Source organism: Streptomyces sp. NPDC052043, from assembly GCF_044548235.1.
Classification (GTDB): Bacteria; Actinomycetota; Actinomycetes; order Streptomycetales; family Streptomycetaceae; genus Streptomyces.
In genome coordinates this window covers 289,624-306,644 of sequence record NZ_JBIUBT010000009.1, presented here as the reverse complement: position 1 = coordinate 306,644, position 17,021 = coordinate 289,624, and the positions used below count along the sequence as shown (strand labels likewise).

Sequence of the window (17,021 nt, the reverse complement as noted above, 5' to 3'; positions counted from 1 at the left end):
GTCTGGGGCGAGCGGAGGGGGGTGGGCACCGGAAGGTGCCCACCCCCCAGGTCAAGCGGTTACGGTCAGCTGCTCAGCGCAGTGATCGTGAGGGTGGCGCGGTAGGCGCCCTTGTCGACGCTGCCCGGGATCTTCAGATCCAGGTCCGCGCCCAGCTTGGCGTTGCCCTTGGGGTGGCCCTGGTCGGCCCAGCCGAGCCCGCGCGAGACGGACAGACCGGCGCCGCCGTCGTAGCCGGAGGCCACCTCCCCGCTGGCCTTGGCGCCGGCGCCCTCCTGGAGCACGTTCGGCGTCCAGCCGAGGTAGGCACCGGAGAACACCTTGTCGGCGTCCTTGAAGTCACCCACGCTGGCCGAGATCGACCACGGGGCGAGCGAGCGGCGGCTGTCCGACACGAGGATCGGGTTGATCCTGCCGTCGGCCTGGAAGTAGGCGCCGTCGTGGTCCTTGGCCGTGCCGAGGTCCACCAGGCCGTTGTAGCCGTCGATCGTCCAGCCGAACTCGCCCGGGGCGGCGTTCGGGACGTTCACCTGGATGTCCTGGCCGCTGCCGTGGTACGGGTGCACGGTGACGTTGTCGACGAGCGAGCCGACCGGCTGACCGGAGGGCGTGTTGGTGCAGGAGACCTGGCCCAGCTCCACCGACGCGTTCGGCGCCTCGCAGGTGCCGCTGCGGACGTTCTCGACGACGAGCTTGTCGTTGCGCACCTTGACCTTGACGTAGGTGCGGACGTTCTCCTGGTTCTGGACCGAGTTGTACCAGTAGTTGTCCGGGTTCAGCGGGTCCGCGCCGTTGCCGTCGCCGGTGGTGCCGCTGTTGTCCGGCTTGGTGATGCCGTAGTACTTCGAGCCGGAGGCCGAGTTGGCCGTCACGTACAGCACACCGCCGGGACCGGGGTACACGTCGGCCGCGCCGGGCTTCTCGTCCTTGTTCTGCTTCGCGCTGTTCTTCAGCAGGTAGCTGCGCGAGTAGGCGTGGTCGTGGCCGGCCAGCACCAGGTCGACGCCGAGCTTGGAGAAGGCCGCCGGGAGGTCGTTGCGGCGCACCTTGGCGTCGGCGTCCTTGGCGTGGGAGGCCGGCGAGTACATGGCGTGGTGGAAGACGAGCACCTTCCACTTGGCCTTGGAGCCGTGCTTGTTGATGACGTCCGTGACGTAGTCGATGTGCGCCGCGTCGCCGCCGCCGCCCTGGCTGGTGGCGTAGCTGTTGCTGTTGATGTCGATGAACAGCACATCCTTGTAGATGTACCAGTAGTTGCCACCGGACGTGTTGGAGCTCGGCTGGCCGTTGGAGTACAGCGGCGCCGAGCGGTCCGTGTTCGGCGTGTACAGGTGCTGCTCGTACGCCTTGCCGCCGACGTCGTGGTTGCCGATGGTGGCGGCCCACGGGTACTGGCGCAGCTGGTCGGGGGCGAGGAAGGCGTCCCACTGCGACTCGGTGTTGGCGGTCTCGACGTGGTCACCGCCCGACACCAGCAGCTCGGCGTCCGGGTTGGCCCCGACCGCGACGTCCAGGGTGTCCTGCCAGCCGGCCTGGTCCTTCGCGGTGTTGCCGGACGAGCCGATCTGCGGGTCGCCGAAGAACAGGAAGTCGTAGTCGCCCTTGTAGTCCTGCGTCTTGAAGGAGTACGTCGGGGACCAGTTGCCCTCGGAGCCGACCCGGTAGGAGTACGCCATGTGCTCCTGGAGGCCGGTGAGGGTGGCGTGGCGGTTGTAGCCGCCGCTGGTGGAGATGTTCTCGCCGCCGAGGGCGTCGAAGGTGGTGGCGGAGGCCGGGAACTCTCCGTTGTCGAGCTGCGCCGTCGGGGCGAGCTGGACCTTCTGCGTGGTGTCGGCCGAGGAGTACCAGGTCACGGTGCGCTGGGACTCGTTGGCGCCGACGCCGAGGATGATGCCGGTGAACGTGCCGGTCTCGGCTGCCTGGACGGGGGAGGCCAGGCCGCTGCCGAGGGCCACGGTCAGGCCCAGGAATGCCGCGGCGGCACCCGTGGCCACCCGGCGCCGCGCAGACCCGGAGGACTGCGAGGAGGGTCTCGAAATCATCAGACTCGTTCCTTAGGTGCACGAAGGTGCAGGGAATGGAGGCCAACAAGGTCTCTGGATTTGGTAAATCAATCGCAAATGTGATCTAGGGATCAGCTGAACTTCCCGCTAGACCTGGGCTGTTCTCAGCCCTCGAGCACCCGCTGCACGCACCACACCAGACCCATGGCGGCCACCCCCGCGCACAGCGCGCCCGTCGCCCACGCGCCCGCCCTCGGCGCCCGGCGGCGCAGCAGCGCGAGAAGCGGGAAGACGAGCACGATGATCCCCAACTGCACGGCTTCGATACCGACGTTGAACACCAGCAGGGACCACAGCAGGGTCCACGACCACGGCTCGTCGATCCCCAGGGCCCCCGCGAAACCCAGACCGTGCACGAGCCCGAAGCAGAACACGACCCCGAGGCGCAGCCATCCGGCCCGGTCCAGGCCCAACGGCCCTTCCTCGGCGGTGTCGTGGAGGGCGACCCGGTCGTCGCCGCACCGCGGCAGCCGCCACAGGTGCCAGCCGGCGACGACGGCGATCGACAGCGCGATGACGGGCTCGACGATCCGCTCCGGCACGTGCACCAGGCCGAGGGCGGCGAGCAGGAACGTCACCGAGTGGGCCAGGGTGAAACTCGTGGCCGCGAGCACGATCTCCCGCAGCCGGCGGGACCCGGCGATGAGCGCCAGCAGGAACAGGATGTGGTCGACACCGGTCAGCAGGTGCTCGGCGCCCAGGCGGAAGAACTCCCAGAACCGCTCGTACCACGACTGACCGATCGAGAAGGAAGGGTGGCCGGCGTCCAGCGCCGCACTGCCCGACAGGCCCGCCAGGTCGTAGGTGGCGATCGTCCGGGTGCCGCGCACGTAGCCCTCGGAGTCGGGGAAGAGCGCGCTGCGCACCTCGGGGTCGCCCTGCCCGGCGCAGGACCACTCGAGCGGCATGACGGCGTACGGCACGCCCTCCTGCCGGCCGATCGTGAAGTCACCCGCCCGGGACGGTGTGCAGGCCGTGCCGCCGGAGCCGACCGAGAAGCGCTGGGTGACGTACGCGAAGGCCGACTCGGTGTGGGATTCGAGCGCCGCGGCCTGTGCCTCGGCGTCCTCGGCCTCGAAGGCGGCGGTGCCCACCTGGAAGAGCGGATCGTCGTGCTCGAAGTCGGCGGCGGACACGATGAAGAGGTCGTACTCCAACTCCAGCACCGTGCGTATGCGACCGCCGTCGCCGCCGGTGACGTGGACGTACACGACCGACGAGAACCCGTGCGCGGAGGCAGGTTGCCCGACGCCCAGGAAAGCGATCACCGCCGCGGTGATTCCGACGAGAGCGCGGCGGACCCGTGATGACATGGTGGCTCCTTGAGGTTTCCCGTGCACGGTGCATGCCATCGGTGAACAAACTCGGGCCCGTCGGCGAACCGTTGAGAAACAAGCCCCGCAACCGCCCGCGCGGAGGCGATCCGCGGCGATCGGGAGGGGAGGATGACGGCGCACCCCTCATCACTCGGAGGACGATCGCCTTGCGCTCCCCGCTTCGCGCCATTGCCACGCTGGCCGCGGCCGCCGCGCTGGTCGCCGGATGCGGCTCCGGCGACGACTGGTCACGGCCGCACCCCAAGCCCACCGCCGTCGGCATGCTCGGCGCGGGCTTCACCGACCCCTCCGCCCCACCCACCCCAGAGGCCACGGTCACGCCGCGGCCCGGTTCCTGGCAGCAGGTCCACCCGCCGAAGGGCTACCGCGTGGTGCTGCTCACCGCGGGCGAGGACCGTCCGACCAGGGCCCTGGCCGCAGCGGTCGAGGACTGGGCCGCGAGCGAGCACGTCGACCTCAGGACGGTGGCCGCCGACGGCCCCCACGACCTCGTCCCCGCCATCACCAGGGCCATCGACATGGGCCCCGACCTCGTCATCAGCGCGGGCAACGATCTCGTCGACCCGCTCGCCGTGGTCACCGCGAGCCATCTGTCGCAGCAGTTCCTGGTTGTCGGCGCGGAACTGGCCGAACCCACCCACAACGTCACGGCCGTCGACTGGTCGGGTGCGTCGTTCCGCGGCGAGGGGCTCGGCATGTCCTCGACGTACGACCCGAAGTCGTTCACCGCCGCACGCTGCGCGGCCGCCGTCGGGGCGGGCGTCGCGGCCGTGCTCCACGACCTGACGGGCATAGTGATCTGGCTCGACCACCACTAGGGCCTGGGCCCCCTAGGCAATCTTCCCCCACAACGCAACAGGCGGCGGTCCACTCGGGTGGACCGCCGCCTGCCTGACAGGACTTGGGGCCTGGAGGGACTCCGAGGCCGGGGCGCGGGCTATCGGGTCGGCTTCTTGCCGGTGACGCCCAGGTGGACCAGCAGCGCAAGGTTCGGTTTCAGATCGGCCTGCTTCACCCCCGAGACGAAGCCTTTCTGGTGCGAGGCCACCGCCGCGAGCATCGCGACGAGCGAACCGGCGACCGCCGCCGGATTCACGTCCTTGTCGACCCGGCCCTTGGACTGGAGTTCGGTGACCGTGTCCGTCAGGGAGTTGTTCACTGAGTTCAGGATCTTCATACGGATCTTGTAAAAGCGCTTGTCGCCCTCGGCGGCACCGAGATCGATCACGCGCAGGATGGCGTCGTTGTGGCGCCAGAACTCCAGAAACCCGTCCACGAGTTCCTGCGCCGTCTGCCAGCCGGCCTTTCCGGTCCACGACCGGCCCTCGAGCAGCCCGGCCAAACCGGCGCCCTCGGCGGCCATTTGCTCCGCGATCTCCAGAACGGCGCCTTCGACGTCAGGGAAATACTGATAGAAGGTCGCGGGCGAAGTGCCCGCCTTCCTGGCGACATCGATGACCTTGACGTCCCGGTAGGGGGAGGAGCTGAGCATCTCGCTGAGGCAGTCGAGCAGCTTCTGCCGGGTCGCCTGCCCACGTCGACCGGCCACGCGGCCGTCGACGGTACGCACTTGTCCTGTCATGTCGTCAGCTTACCGAGCAGTGATCGGAGCGCGATTCGGCCGACTGCAAATGGGGTGCATGCGCTCAAAGGGGCTGGTGTGCCTGGTCTGCGGGTCGCGCGTGACCCGGCTAGTTTGGCGACATGGCCGAAAACAGGGCATCCGCGAGCACAGAGGGCGTCCCCTGCTGGGTGGACGCGCAGCTTCCCGACGTCGAGGCGGGCAAGCGGTTCTACGGTGCGCTCTTCGGGTGGAGCTTCGCGGAGGAGACGTACGGCGGATCCGTACCGGCCCGGCTGGAGGGGGAGCCCGTCGCCGCGCTCTCACCGAAGACGGACGGCCGGATGCCCACCGTCTGGACCGTGTACTTCGCCACCCCGGACGTCCGGGCGCTGGCCGAGCGGATTCGGGCCGCCGGCGGGCAGGTCGTGACCCCGCCCACTCGGGTCGAGGGCCTCGGCACGGCCGCCCTCGCCGCCGATCCCGAGGGTGCGGTCTTCGGGCTGTGGCAGCCGGACAGCCACCAGGGCTTCGGCAGGCGCCGCGAGCCGGGCACCTTCGTGTGGGCCCAGTTGTACGCCCGCGACATCGAGGCCGCGAACGTCTTCTACGGCGGACTGTTCCGCGACGCCCTGTTCGGGCCGGGCGCCGAGCCCGACTTCGGCCGGTCTCCCGTCTTTGAGGTCTTTCCGCCCGAGATGCCGCCGCACTTCCTCGTCCACTTCCGGGTCGCCGGGATGGAGGCCGCCCTCGGCACGGTCGCCCGGCTCGGCGGGCGGGTGCAGGTACCGCCTTTCGGGACGTCGTACGGAACCGTCGCCGTCGTCGCCGACAATCAGGGGGCGTCCTTCGCCCTGCTGGAGAGGTGAAATCCGCCCCCCGGCCGGGAAGAGGGGGGTTTGCGGCATGACATCCCGATGTGTCGCCGGGTTCGCAACCTGTGCGCCGGACAGGAAGAATCAGGGTGCGTGCCGCCAAGGCGGTGCGGTGGTGAGACGCTGCACGTCGGTCGCGTACATATGTGGGTGGCGCGGCTCGTACGGGGAGGTGGCAGGCAAGTGGTGGATCAGCTGACGCAGCACGACCCTCGGCGGATCGGGCCGTTCGAGGTGCTGGGACGGCTGGGTGCCGGCGGCATGGGGCTGGTCTATCTCGCGCGCTCGGCGTCCGGGCGGCGCGTGGCGATCAAGACGGTCCGGACCGAGCTGGCCGAGGACCAGTTGTTCCGGGTCCGCTTCACACGTGAGGTGGAGGCCGCGCGGGCGGTCTCCGGCTTCTACACGGCCGCGGTCGTCGACGCGGACCCGCGCGCCGCCGTGCCGTGGCTGGCCACCGCCTATGTCCCCGCGCCCTCCCTCGAGGAGATAGTGACCGAGTGCGGTCCCCTCCCGGCCCAGGCGGTGCGCTGGCTGGCGGCGGGCGTCGCCGAGGCGCTCCAGTCCATCCACGGCGCCGGGCTCGTCCACCGCGACCTGAAGCCGTCCAACGTCCTCGTCGTCGAGGACGGGCCGCGCGTGATCGACTTCGGCATCGCCTCCGGTGTCTCGAACACCCGGCTGACCATGACGAACGTCGCCGTCGGTACCCCCGCGTACATGTCCCCCGAGCAGGCCAAGGACTCCCGCAGCGTCACCGGCGCCAGCGACGTCTTCTCGCTCGGCTCGATGCTGGTCTTCGCCGCCACCGGGCACCCGCCCTTCCACGGCGCCAACCCCGTCGAGACGGTCTTCATGCTGCTGCGCGAGGACCCCGACCTGGAAGGGCTCCCGGACGAGCTGCGTCCGCTGATCGATTCCTGCATGGAGATGGAGGCCACCGCCCGGCCCAGGCCAGCCGACCTCCAGGCCCAGCTCGCCCCCCATCTGTTCGGCTCCGGCTCCGACGACAGCGGTACGGCCTCGGCCTGGCTGCCCGAGCCGGCGGTCGGCCTCATCGAGTCCCGCCGCGGCGGCCGCCTGGCCGTGCAGCCCGCCGCGCCCGGTCCCCGCGGTGGTGGCTCGGTCCCCGTACCGCCCCCGCCCTCGCACAGCCCCGCCGTCCCGGCGCCGTCCGCGCCCGCGCCGGTGGGCGTCCCCGACTCCGGTCCCGTGCGGCTGGCCGGCGCCCAGGTGCCGATCGGGCCCGGGCCGCGCGTCGCCGACGCCCGCGCCGCCGCCGTCAAGGCGCCCCCGCCGGAGGCGGGCCTGGCCGCCACCTGGTCCAGACCGCACCCCGGCGTCAACGGCGCCGACCCCGCCATGCCGGTCGTGCCGCCGGCGCCGCCGGAGACCCCGGCCGGGTGGCGGCCGTGGCGCTTCCGCATGTCCAACGACGTCTGGGGCACCCCGTCCGTCGCCGACGACCTCGTCTACGTGACCTCCTTCGAGGTGCACGCCCTGGACGTGGCCACCGGCCGCCGCCGCTTCAAGACCCGCGACGTGGCCTGGTCCATGGCGGTCGCCGACGGCCGGGTCCACGCCTCCGACGGGCCCACCCTGTTCGCCCTGGACGCCCGCGGGGGCGCCGATCTGTGGCGGGTGCAGACCGACTCCTGGGTGTACTCCCTCAAGGCCGACCGCGGCACGGTCGTCACCGGCACCCGCGGCGGGGGAGTCCAGGCCTGGGAGGCCACCGGCGGTCAGAAGCTGTGGGAGACCAACGGCTGCCAGACGGACTTCGAGTCCCCCGAGGCCGGCCCCGTCGTCCACGACGGCACGGTGTACGTCTGGCAGGACGCCCGCCTGCGCGCCCTGGAGGCCCGCACGGGCGAGGAGCGCTGGTCCTACCCGATCGGCGACGCGGCCTCCTGCGGCGGCGTGCCGGTGCGGGTCACCCCGGCCCCCGACGGCTACGTCTACGTCTGCGCCGGCACCCGTGTGCTCGCCGTGGACGTGGCGAGCGGCCACGTCCGCTGGCACTTCGAGGCCCCCGCGGTCTTCCTCTGCCCGCCGGCCTTCGCGCCGGGTCCGACGGTGAGCGGCGGCGGCGTCTACCTCGCCGACTACCTCGGCACCGTCTACGCCCTCGACGCCACCGACGGTCGCGACCGCTGGCGCATCGCCACCGAGTCCCGGGCCTCCGTCGCCCCGGTCCTGGTCGCCGCCGGGCACGTCCACGTCGGCAGCGGCAGGGGCCTGTACACCCTGGACGCGGTCACCGGAACGCCCAAGTGGCGCTTCCAGGCGGGCGGCGAGATCGTCGGCTCCCCGGCCGTCGCCGAGGGCCGCATCCACTTCGGTTCCACCGACCACCTGCTGTACACGCTCAAGGCCGACGACGGCCGGCTGCGCTGGAAGCTCGCCACCGGCGGCGAGATCACCGGCTCCCCGGTGGTCAGGGACGGGGTCGTGTACGCGTGCAGCAAGGACCGCTGCGTGTACGCCCTGGACGCGGAGAAGGGGACGGGCACCGCCCGCACCACCTGACCCCGTGCCGGGGCGGTGGGGTGACGGCCGTCGTACGGGATACACGGAAGGGGTCTCGGACGACGGCCGCCGGTCCAGATCAGCGGTGCTCGGTCACCGCCCACGCACAGGACGCTACTTCGCGTACGGGCCCGTCGCCAGGCGAATCCCGGCGGGCCGGCGTTGCGCCGTTAGGGTGATCGCATGCAGACACGGGGGCGCAGGATCAGGTTCACGGCGGTGTCGGTGGTAGTGGTGCTCGCCCTGACGGGCTTCTCCCGAAGCCACGGTCACGGCCACGGCCGACACGGCAGCGGTGGCGGAGGCGGCTGCAGCAACTCAAACCAGAACCACGACAGTTCGACATCGAGCGGCTCGTACGGTGGTTCGTCCGGTAGCTCGTACGGTGGTTCTTACGGCGGCTCGGCCGGCGACACCGAAACCAGCGACACCAGCGACACGGGCGGTACCGGCGGCACCGGCGGGACCTACCACCGCCGTCCCGGCTACCGCTCGACGCCCACCCCCTCAAGCAGCGGCACCGGCAAGGGCCGCGACCTGCGGGACGCCACGGTGAGGCTGATCAGCTGCGCGACGCAGAAGAGGCCGTACGCCACCGTCGAGATCACCAACCCCAACGACAGCAAAGCCGAGTTCCAGGCCTGGGTCACCTTCTACGACGCCGACGGAACCCTGCTCCTGAAGAACTCGTCCCCCACGGTCCCGGTCCCCGCGAACGGCAGGGCGACCACCGAGATCAAGCTCGGCGCGAGCTACCTGCTGTCGGCCGACCGCTGCGAGACGGACCCCACGGCCGCCCCCAGGAACTGACCGCCCCCGAACACACCTCGGCCGCGGCGGCTCCCCCTCGGTGCCACCGCGGCCGATCCCCCGTTTGTTGAGGCCGTCAGGCCTTTTCGTCGGTGATGTGGGTGTCGAGCGGCTTGACGGTGCCGTCCTTCAGCGGGGCGTCGGTGATGTGGGTGTCGAGCGGCTTGACCGTGCCGTCCTTCAGCGGGGCGTCGGTGATGTGGGTGTCGAGCGGCTTGACGGTGCCGTCGGACTTCTTCGCTTCCGCCATCGTTGTTCAACTCCTGTGGCTCTGTGGTCGTGAGGCCCGCCCGGCGACTCCCCCGAGGGCCGCCGGACGGACTGGTAGGGACCGCTCACCCTAGTGGCGGGCCCGATGCGAGCCGTCTGCCCCCCGACGCGACGGCTTGACAGGACGAGAGTGCCGTAAGGGCATAAACAAACGATGAACGCCTCAACGGACGCTTTGGGCAGTGCGCGTGGGAAGAAGCAGTTCCTGGACTTCGGCCGCCTCGGCGGCCCCCAGTGCCTCGTAGAGCGACAGCGCGTCGTGCCAACAGGCTTTGGCACGGTCGACCTGGTCGACCTGGTGAAGTGCCTTTCCCAGCAGGGTCAGCACGTTGCCGAGACGCCAGTCGCCGCCGATCCCCCGCAGCAGGGCGAGGGACTGCTCTGCGAGGGCCGCGGCCGGCGCCGGCTTGTTCGTGGCGAGACCCACCTCGGCGAGGCGGAAGATCGTCATGCCCTCCCAGAGCCGCTGTCGGCTTTCCCGGAAGCCGCCGAGCGCTTGGGTGAACTGCTCCGCCGCCTCGTCGAGTTCTTCGGCCTGCGCCAGTGCGAGCCCGAGAGCGTAGCGCCCGTTCGCACCGCGCAGCGTGTGACCCAGACGGTCGTAGATGTCGACGCCCTGCTGTGCGAGGTCGATGGCGCTGGCGGTCTCTCCCAGGGCGAGGTGTGACCGGGAGAGGTTGCACAGGGCGCTTGCCTCGCCCGCCAGGTTGCCGTCCAGGCGGAAGTTGGTGATGGCCTGCTGCAAGAAGGCGGCGCCTTCGTCGTGGCGGTTCCGATAGACCGCGATCACGCCGCAGTGATTCGGGACCCAGCAGTTCAGGGCCGCGTCGTCGAAGTCGGCGATCAACGATGCCGCATGCTTGGCCTCTTCGTCGGCCTGCGCGAAGCGACCGGCCACCAGATGTGCCTCGGTCAGCGTGATGCGCGCCCTGGCCTCGGCGCGGGCGTCATCGCGGGTCTGCGCGGCTTCGCGGGCCGCTGTCGCGGCTGCTCCGTAGCCGAGGCCGTTCGCGCCGGACTCGGCCAGGTCCTTCGCGGCCCAGAGGAGATCGACGGCTCGGCGCAGCCCGCTGTTGCCGACCGACTGACTCACACAGGCCAACAGGCAGTCGGCCTCTGCGTACAGCCAGTCGCGTGCCGCACGGCGATCGCTGAACCGCAGGCCCGGGAACGCCGTTGGTTCCAGGTGATCCACCAGTCGGTCCCCCGGCCGTTCGATCGCGTAGACGCCGGCTGCCGTGGCCAGGTAGAAGTCCAGCAGCCGCGACATCGCCGCCTCCCGCTCGCCCGGCGGGTGTTCGTCGCGTTCCGCGCAGGCGCGGGCGTAGAGGCGGACCAGGTCGTGGAAGCGGTAGCGGCCGGGGGCCGCCGATTCCAGGAGGGACGTGTCGACCAGGGACTCCAGGAGGTCCTCCGTGTCCTCCACCGGGAGGTCCAGTACGGCCGCCGCCGCGGCCAGGGAGATGTCCGGGCCGTCGGCCAGCCCCAGCAGACGGAACGCCCTGGCCTGCGCCGGCTCCAACTGGCCGTAGCCCAGCTCGAACGTGGCCTTCACCGCCAGGTCGCCCGCCTGGAGTTCGTCCAGGCGGCGGCGTTCGTCCGCCAGCTTCGCCGCCAGGACCGAGACCGTCCAGGTGCGGCGGGCCGCGAGGCGGGAGGCCGCGATCCGGATGGCGAGCGGCAGGAAACCACACGCCGCCACCACGTCCAGGGCCGCCTCGCGTTCCGAAGCGACCCGCTCCTCGCCCACGATCCTCGTGAACAGGGACAGCGCCTCGTCCGGGCTCATCACGTCCAGGTCCACCAGGTGCGCGCCCGCCAGGTCCACCATCCGTACGCGGGACGTCACCAGGGCCGCGCAGCCGTCGGTGCCCGGCAGCAACGGCCTCACCTGGGCCGCGTCCCGCGCGTTGTCCAGCAGGACCAGCACCCGGCGGCCGTCCAGGACCGAGCGGTACAGGGCCGCCCGCTCCTCCAGGGATTCGGGGATCGCCGTGTCGGCCGTGCCGAGGGCGCGCAGGAAGGAGCCGAGGACCGTCTCCGGTTCGGCCGCCCTCGCGCCGGCCCCCTGGAGGTCCACGTACAACTGGCCGTCCGGGAAGGCGGCCCGCGCCTGGTGGGCCACGTGGACGGCCAGCGTCGTCTTGCCCACGCCGCCGATCCCGGCCAGCGCCGACACGGCCATCACCCGCCCGTCGGCCGAGGCCAGCACCTCGCTCAGCTCCGCCACGAACGAGCTGCGTCCCGTGAAGTCCGGTACGGTCGCCGGGAGTTGTGCCGGGCGCACCGGGACCACCGCCGGTTCGGCCGCCGGAGAGGACGGCTCCGCGAGGGCAGGGTCGGCCTGGAGGATGCGCTGTTGCAGTTCGCGCAGTTCCGGGCGGGGGTCCACGCCCAGCTCGTCCGCGAGCAGGCGCCTGGTGTCGGCGTACACCGCCAGCGCCTCCGCCTGCCGGCCGCTGCGGTACAGCGCCAGCATCAGCAGCTCGCGCAGCCGTTCCCGCAGCGGGTGCGCCGCCGTCAGCGCCGTCAGCTCCGAGACGGCCTCCGCGTGGCAGCCCTGTTCGAGGTCCATGTCCAGGCAGGCCTCGAGGAGTTGCAGGCGCCATTCCTCCAGACGCACGCGCTGCGTCTCCGCGTACGGACCGGGCACGCCGGCCAGCGGTTCCCCGTCCCACAGGGCGAGCGCCTGCCGCAGCAGTTCGCGTGCCTGGCACAGGTCGCCGGCCGACCGGGCCTTCTCGGCACGGGCCGCGAACTCCTGCGCCTCGGCCAGGTCCAGTGCGCCCTCGGCCGGCCCGCGCACGGCGTACCCGCCGGACTCGCTGACCAGCACCCCCGGATCCAGCGCCTTGCGCAGCCGGGAGGCGTACGTCCGCACCGCCGCCAGCGCCTGCGACGGCGGCTCCTCGCCCCACAGCGCGTCGATCAGCTCGGCCGCGGTCGCGGTGCGGCCCTCGCGCAGCAGCAGCGCGGCCAGCAGGGCGCGTTGCTGCGGGGAGCCGGTGGGAAGGGGCTGCTCACCGCGCCAGGCACGCACCGGTCCGAGCACGCTGAAGCGCAGTGTCGCCGACTGCTCGGCACGCCGCTGCTCAGGCACCCGCGGTACACCTTCCATTGCTTCCCCCTGGCCCCCTGTCGCACCGTCAACAATCAGACCCAGTTTGCCTTGTTCACGGCAGATGCGTCAGCTCCCGAGACCGCGATCACAGCGCCGCACTTCCCACGACACAAGCCCCACACATCCTCTTCGCACGCTCTCTGCCGCGGCGGCGGGGCGCGCACGGTCATCCGCGCGGGCATTCGACAGGCACCCGCACGGGCTCCCAGCGGTCGTCCACCCGGGCACCCGCCACTCAGCCGTGCGCGGCCGTCCCCAGGAAGATCGGGTTCGTGAGCGCCGCCATCACGCCGGGCAGCGGGCCCACCGCCGTCTCGTGACGCACCTCCGCGCGGACGTAGGCCGCGTACGCCGGGGTCGTACGCCACTCGACGACCCCCGAGCCCGACACGGGGAACGGCTCGCTGGTGAGGAGCACCCCCTGGTCGGTCACGAGGCGGACCGAGCAGCGCGGCACACCGCGGGCCTCCAGGCGGACCGTCACCGGGGAGTCCGCGGCCACCCGCAGTCGCTCCCCGATGCCCGCCCGCTCGCCCCCGGGCCCCGTCGCGGTGAAGGCGAGTGACACGTTCGCGGACTCGGCGACGTACGAGCGGCCCGCGCGGATGCCGTCCTGGACCGCCTCCCGGGTGAGGTCGTCGGCCAGGACGACCGTCTGGGGCAGGCCCACGGAGTCCGGTGGCCGGTGGGCGTCGCTGCTGCCCATCGCGGGCAGCCAGCGCCGCTCCTCCCGTGCGGCCGCCACGAGCGTGGCGTCCCACGCGGCCACGGCCGTCTCGTCGTCCGGGGTGAAGGGGCCGTTCCACACCTCCACCGCGTCCGCCTCGCCGAAGCCGAACTTCCAGGCGCAGCCGACGCAGCCGGCGTGCGGATGGGCGGGCACGACCAGGCCGCCCGCGCGGCGGATCTCGCGGGCGAAGCGGCCGAAGCGGTCCTCCCGCGCCCGGTAGCGCCAGTCGACGAAGGTGCCGGGGTCGGTGCCGAGGGCCAGGACGTGGCCGTTCCTCGTCGTCACCTCCTCGCCCAGCATGATCAGCAGGTCGTCGCCGGCCAGGTCCGCCCAGTGCGCGTGGGCGGCGTGGGTGTTGTGCTCGGAGCTGTTGATGAAGTCCAGGCCGGCCGCCCTGGCCTGCGCCGCGATCTCAGCCGGGGTGCGGCTGCCGTCGGAGTACCGGGAGTGGATGTGGCAGTCCCCCCGGTACCAGGCCCGCCCCCGCCCCCTGGCCCACTGCGGCGGGTACGACGGGGGTACGGCGGCGCCGGGCGCGCCGTGGGTCAGGCAGACCGTCAGCTCGTACGACAGGCCCTGCGGGGCGACCGTGTAGGGCCCGAGCGCGATGTGCCAGACACCGGCGTCGACCGGCCCGGCGAGGTAGCCCGGCGTCGCGTCGTCCGCGCGGATGAAGAACTCCGACCGCGCCCCGCCCGACCACCCTCGGAACCCCGGGCCGCCCAGCTCGGTGCCGCGCTGGTCGAAGATCCCGATGTCCAGCGCGTTGCCGGGGGTTCCGGCGGGCACGGCCGGCCTGTCGTAGGTGTACGAGACCCCGATCTCCCGCACCCCGTCCGGGACGTCGACGGGAACGTACACGTAGTCGGGGGCGCCCGGCGCCAGCGTGCCCCGGATCGTCCGGGTCACCCGCCCGCCGTCCGCGCCCCCGGCACCACTAGCGAAGGTCACGCCTCCCAACGTAGGCGCAGCGGCGGCGGCCGTCACGGTCGGAGTGCGCCGTCCGGGTCCGCGGCCGGACAACCGGCGGTGCCGGCCGGTCTTTCCTTGATCGGCCCTGGTGACCGCGACCGTATGCTCGAAGGATGACGACTTCCGCGACCTCCGGAACCGGTCCCACCGAGAACTCCCTGCGTCGCGCCCTCAAACGTGCCCGGGACGGGGTCGCGCTCGACGTCGCCGAGGCGGCGGTGCTGCTCCAGGCCCGGGGTGAGCACCTCCAGGACCTCGCCGCCTCCGCGGCCCGGGTGCGGGACGCGGGTCTCGAGGCCGCCGGCCGCCCCGGCGTCATCACCTACTCCAAGAGCGTCTTCATCCCGCTCACCCGGCTGTGCCGGGACAAGTGTCACTACTGCACGTTCGTCACCGTGCCCGGCAAGCTGCGCCGCGCCGGGCACGGGATGTTCATGTCCCCCGACGAGGTCCTGGACATCGCCCGCCGCGGTGCCGAACTCGGCTGCAAGGAAGCCCTGATCACCCTCGGCGACAAGCCGGAGGACCGCTGGCCGGAAGCGCGTGAATGGCTGGACGCGCACGGCTACGACGACACCATCGCCTACGTACGCGCCGTCTCCATCCGCATCCTGGAGGAGACGGGACTGCTGCCCCACCTCAACCCGGGCGTCATGACCTGGACGGACTTCCAGCGCCTCAAGCCCGTCGCCCCGTCGATGGGCATGATGCTGGAGACGACCGCCGAGCGGCTCTGGTCCGAGCCGGGTGGCCCGCACCACGGCTCCCCGGACAAGGAACCGGCCGTACGGCTGCGGGTCCTTGAGGACGCCGGCCGCTCCTCCGTCCCCTTCACCTCCGGGATCCTGATCGGCATCGGCGAGACGTACGAGGAGCGCGCCCAGTCCCTGTTCGCGCTGCGCAGGATCGCCCGTGCCCACCACGGCATCCAGGAACTGATCATCCAGAACTTCCGCGCCAAGCCGGACACGGCCATGCGCGGCATGCCCGACGCCGAACTCGACGAGCTGGTCGCCACGGTGGCCGTCGCCCGGCACATCATGGGCCCGTCCGCCTGCCTCCAGGCCCCGCCCAACCTGGTGGACGCGGAGCACGAACGGCTCATCGGCGCCGGTATCGACGACTGGGGCGGTGTCTCCCCGCTCACCATCGACCACGTCAACCCCGAGCGCCCCTGGCCCCGGATCGAGCAGCTCGCCGAGAAGTCGGCCGCGGCCGGCTTCGAACTGCGCGAACGGCTCTGCGTCTACCCGGAGTTCGTCACCCGCGGCGAGCCCTGGCTCGACCCGAGGCTGCTGCCGCACGTCCGCGCCCTGGCCGACCCCGCGACGGGCCTGGCCCGCCCGGACACGGTGGCCGAGGGTCACCCCTGGCAGGAGCCCGACGAGGCCTTCACCGCCACCGGCCGCACCGACCTGCACCGCACCATCGACACCGCCGGCCGCACCGCCGACCGCCGTGGCGACTTCGACGAGGTGTACGGCGACTGGGGCGCCCTGCGCGAGGCGGCCGCCCCCGGCATGGCCCCGGAGCGCGTCGACACGGACGTACGGCAGGCCCTGCGCACGGCCGCCGACGACCCGACGAAGCTCACCGACGACGAGGCGCTGGCGCTGCTGCACGCGGACGGCCCGGCCCTGGACGCGCTGTGCGGCATCGCGGACGACGTCCGCAGGTCCGTGGTGGGCGAGGACGTCACGTACATCGTGACGCGGAACATCAACTTCACCAACGTCTGCTACACCGGCTGCCGCTTTTGCGCGTTCGCCCAGCGCCGCACCGACGCGGACGCCTACACCCTGTCCCTGGACCAGGTCGCCGACCGGGCCCAGCAGGCCTGGGACGTCGGCGCGGTGGAGGTCTGCATGCAGGGCGGCATCCACCCCGACCTGCCGGGCACGGCCTACTTCGACATCGCGCGCGCGGTGAAGGAACGCGTCCCCGGCATGCACGTGCACGCCTTCTCCCCGATGGAGGTCGTCAACGGCGCCAGCCGCACCGGCCTGTCCATCCGCGAGTGGCTCACCGAGGCCAGGGCGGCGGGCCTGGACAGCATCCCCGGGACGGCGGCGGAGATCCTCGACGACGAGGTCCGCTGGATCCTGACCAAGGGCAAGCTGCCCACGGCCACCTGGATCGAGGTCGTGACGACGGCCCACGAACTGGGCATCCGCTCCTCGTCGACCATGATGTACGGCCACGTGGACCAACCCCGCCACTGGCTGGGCCACCTGCGCACCCTGGCCGGCATCCAGCAGCGGACGGGCGGCTTCACGGAGTTCGTGACGCTCCCCTTCATCCACACCAACGCCCCGGTGTACCTGGCGGGCATCGCGAGGCCCGGCCCCTCCGTACGGGACAACCGGGCGGTGACGGCGATGGCGCGCCTCCTCCTGCACCCCTGGATCCCCAACATCCAGACGAGCTGGGTGAAGCTGGGCGAGGCGGGCGCCGCCGAAATGCTCCGCTCCGGCGCGAACGACCTCGGCGGCACGCTGATGGAGGAGACGATCTCCCGCATGGCGGGCTCCTCCTACGGCTCGTACAAGTCCGTCGAGGACCTGGTCGCGGTGGCGGCGGCGGCCGGACGCCCAGCGAAGCCGAGGACCACGCTCTACGGCGAGGTCCCGGAGGAACGGCGGCGGGCGGCGGCCGCGTCGGACGGCCACCTGCCGGACCTGCTGCCGGTCCTCGACTGAACCGAGGCAGACGCAGCTCGCAGTACGATGATCCGACCCCCGGTGGAGGGGTCG

The 17,021-nt window shown here is 71.9% G+C and carries 11 protein-coding genes; 5 read left to right on the top strand and 6 right to left on the bottom strand.

Translation table 11 applies throughout. The features are described from left to right. Positions 1 to 65: 65 nt before the first annotated feature. Together ACIHCX_RS23745 and ACIHCX_RS23740 are read right to left on the bottom strand one after the other, a co-directional pair. The gene (locus ACIHCX_RS23745) at positions 66 to 2,042 is read right to left on the bottom strand and encodes a fibronectin type III domain-containing protein (protein WP_400032590.1); all 1,977 of its coding nucleotides are present in this window, start codon (positions 2,040 to 2,042) and stop codon (positions 66 to 68) included. A gap of 125 nt (positions 2,043 to 2,167) precedes the next feature. Next, the gene (locus ACIHCX_RS23740) at positions 2,168 to 3,376 is read right to left on the bottom strand and encodes a HupE/UreJ family protein (RefSeq protein WP_400032588.1); all 1,209 of its coding nucleotides are present in this window, start codon (positions 3,374 to 3,376) and stop codon (positions 2,168 to 2,170) included. 170 nt (positions 3,377 to 3,546) lie between these two features. Here ACIHCX_RS23740 and ACIHCX_RS23735 point away from each other — a divergent pair, with 170 nt between their 5' ends. Then, positions 3,547 to 4,218, top strand: a complete 672-nt coding sequence (locus tag ACIHCX_RS23735; RefSeq protein WP_400032586.1) for a hypothetical protein — start codon at positions 3,547 to 3,549, stop codon at positions 4,216 to 4,218. A gap of 119 nt (positions 4,219 to 4,337) precedes the next feature. Here ACIHCX_RS23735 and ACIHCX_RS23730 read toward each other — a convergent pair whose 3' ends face one another. Beyond that, positions 4,338 to 4,970: a TetR family transcriptional regulator gene (locus ACIHCX_RS23730; protein WP_400032584.1), complete on the bottom strand. Its 633-nt coding sequence runs from the start codon at positions 4,968 to 4,970 to the stop codon at positions 4,338 to 4,340. Between the two features lie 134 nt (positions 4,971 to 5,104). On the opposite strand from ACIHCX_RS23730, the gene ACIHCX_RS23725 reads away from it, so the two are divergent. The 3 genes from ACIHCX_RS23725 (at position 5,105) to ACIHCX_RS23715 (ending at position 9,175) form a co-directional block, all read left to right on the top strand. Next, positions 5,105 to 5,830 (top strand): VOC family protein, encoded by a 726-nt coding sequence (locus tag ACIHCX_RS23725; RefSeq protein ID WP_400032582.1) that lies wholly within the window; start codon positions 5,105 to 5,107, stop codon positions 5,828 to 5,830. A 189-nt stretch (positions 5,831 to 6,019) separates the two neighbouring features. Continuing rightward, positions 6,020 to 8,365 (top strand): PQQ-binding-like beta-propeller repeat protein, encoded by a 2,346-nt coding sequence (locus ACIHCX_RS23720; RefSeq protein WP_400032580.1) that lies wholly within the window; start codon positions 6,020 to 6,022, stop codon positions 8,363 to 8,365. A 183-nt stretch (positions 8,366 to 8,548) separates the two neighbouring features. Next, positions 8,549 to 9,175 carry a hypothetical protein gene (locus ACIHCX_RS23715; protein WP_400032578.1) on the top strand — a complete coding sequence of 209 codons (627 nt, stop codon included), beginning with the start codon at positions 8,549 to 8,551 and terminating at the stop codon, positions 9,173 to 9,175. Between the two features lie 76 nt (positions 9,176 to 9,251). On the opposite strand, the gene ACIHCX_RS23710 is transcribed toward ACIHCX_RS23715, so the two are convergent. The 3 genes from ACIHCX_RS23710 to ACIHCX_RS23700 form a co-directional block, all read right to left on the bottom strand. Next, complete coding sequence (locus ACIHCX_RS23710; RefSeq protein WP_400032576.1) at positions 9,252 to 9,425, bottom strand: hypothetical protein; 174 nt, start codon at positions 9,423 to 9,425, stop codon at positions 9,252 to 9,254. Positions 9,426 to 9,608: 183 nt separating this feature from the next. Next, positions 9,609 to 12,563, bottom strand: coding sequence for a BTAD domain-containing putative transcriptional regulator (locus tag ACIHCX_RS23705; RefSeq protein ID WP_400032574.1), 2,955 nt, complete (start codon positions 12,561 to 12,563; stop codon positions 9,609 to 9,611). A gap of 238 nt (positions 12,564 to 12,801) precedes the next feature. Next, positions 12,802 to 14,319: a CehA/McbA family metallohydrolase gene (locus ACIHCX_RS23700; RefSeq protein ID WP_400032572.1), complete on the bottom strand. Its 1,518-nt coding sequence runs from the start codon at positions 14,317 to 14,319 to the stop codon at positions 12,802 to 12,804. Positions 14,320 to 14,381: 62 nt separating this feature from the next. On the opposite strand from ACIHCX_RS23700, the gene ACIHCX_RS23695 reads away from it, so the two are divergent. Beyond that, positions 14,382 to 16,967 carry a bifunctional FO biosynthesis protein CofGH gene (locus ACIHCX_RS23695; protein WP_400032570.1) on the top strand — a complete coding sequence of 862 codons (2,586 nt, stop codon included), beginning with the start codon at positions 14,382 to 14,384 and terminating at the stop codon, positions 16,965 to 16,967. Positions 16,968 to 17,021: the final 54 nt, after the last annotated feature.

What these genes read in the sequence shown, in the direction of transcription:
- ACIHCX_RS23710 (WP_400032576.1), bottom strand. Translation starts at nt 9,425, where the DNA reads ATGGCGGAAGCGAAGAAGTCCGACGGCACCGTCAAGCCGCTCGACACC.
- ACIHCX_RS23695 (WP_400032570.1), top strand. Translation starts at nt 14,382, where the DNA reads ATGACGACTTCCGCGACCTCCGGAACCGGTCCCACCGAGAACTCCCTG.
- ACIHCX_RS23725 (WP_400032582.1), top strand. Translation starts at nt 5,105, where the DNA reads ATGGCCGAAAACAGGGCATCCGCGAGCACAGAGGGCGTCCCCTGCTGG.
- ACIHCX_RS23715 (WP_400032578.1), top strand. Translation starts at nt 8,549, where the DNA reads ATGCAGACACGGGGGCGCAGGATCAGGTTCACGGCGGTGTCGGTGGTA.
- ACIHCX_RS23745 (WP_400032590.1), bottom strand. Translation starts at nt 2,042, where the DNA reads ATGATTTCGAGACCCTCCTCGCAGTCCTCCGGGTCTGCGCGGCGCCGG.
- ACIHCX_RS23740 (WP_400032588.1), bottom strand. Translation starts at nt 3,376, where the DNA reads ATGTCATCACGGGTCCGCCGCGCTCTCGTCGGAATCACCGCGGCGGTG.
- ACIHCX_RS23705 (WP_400032574.1), bottom strand. Translation starts at nt 12,563, where the DNA reads ATGGAAGGTGTACCGCGGGTGCCTGAGCAGCGGCGTGCCGAGCAGTCG.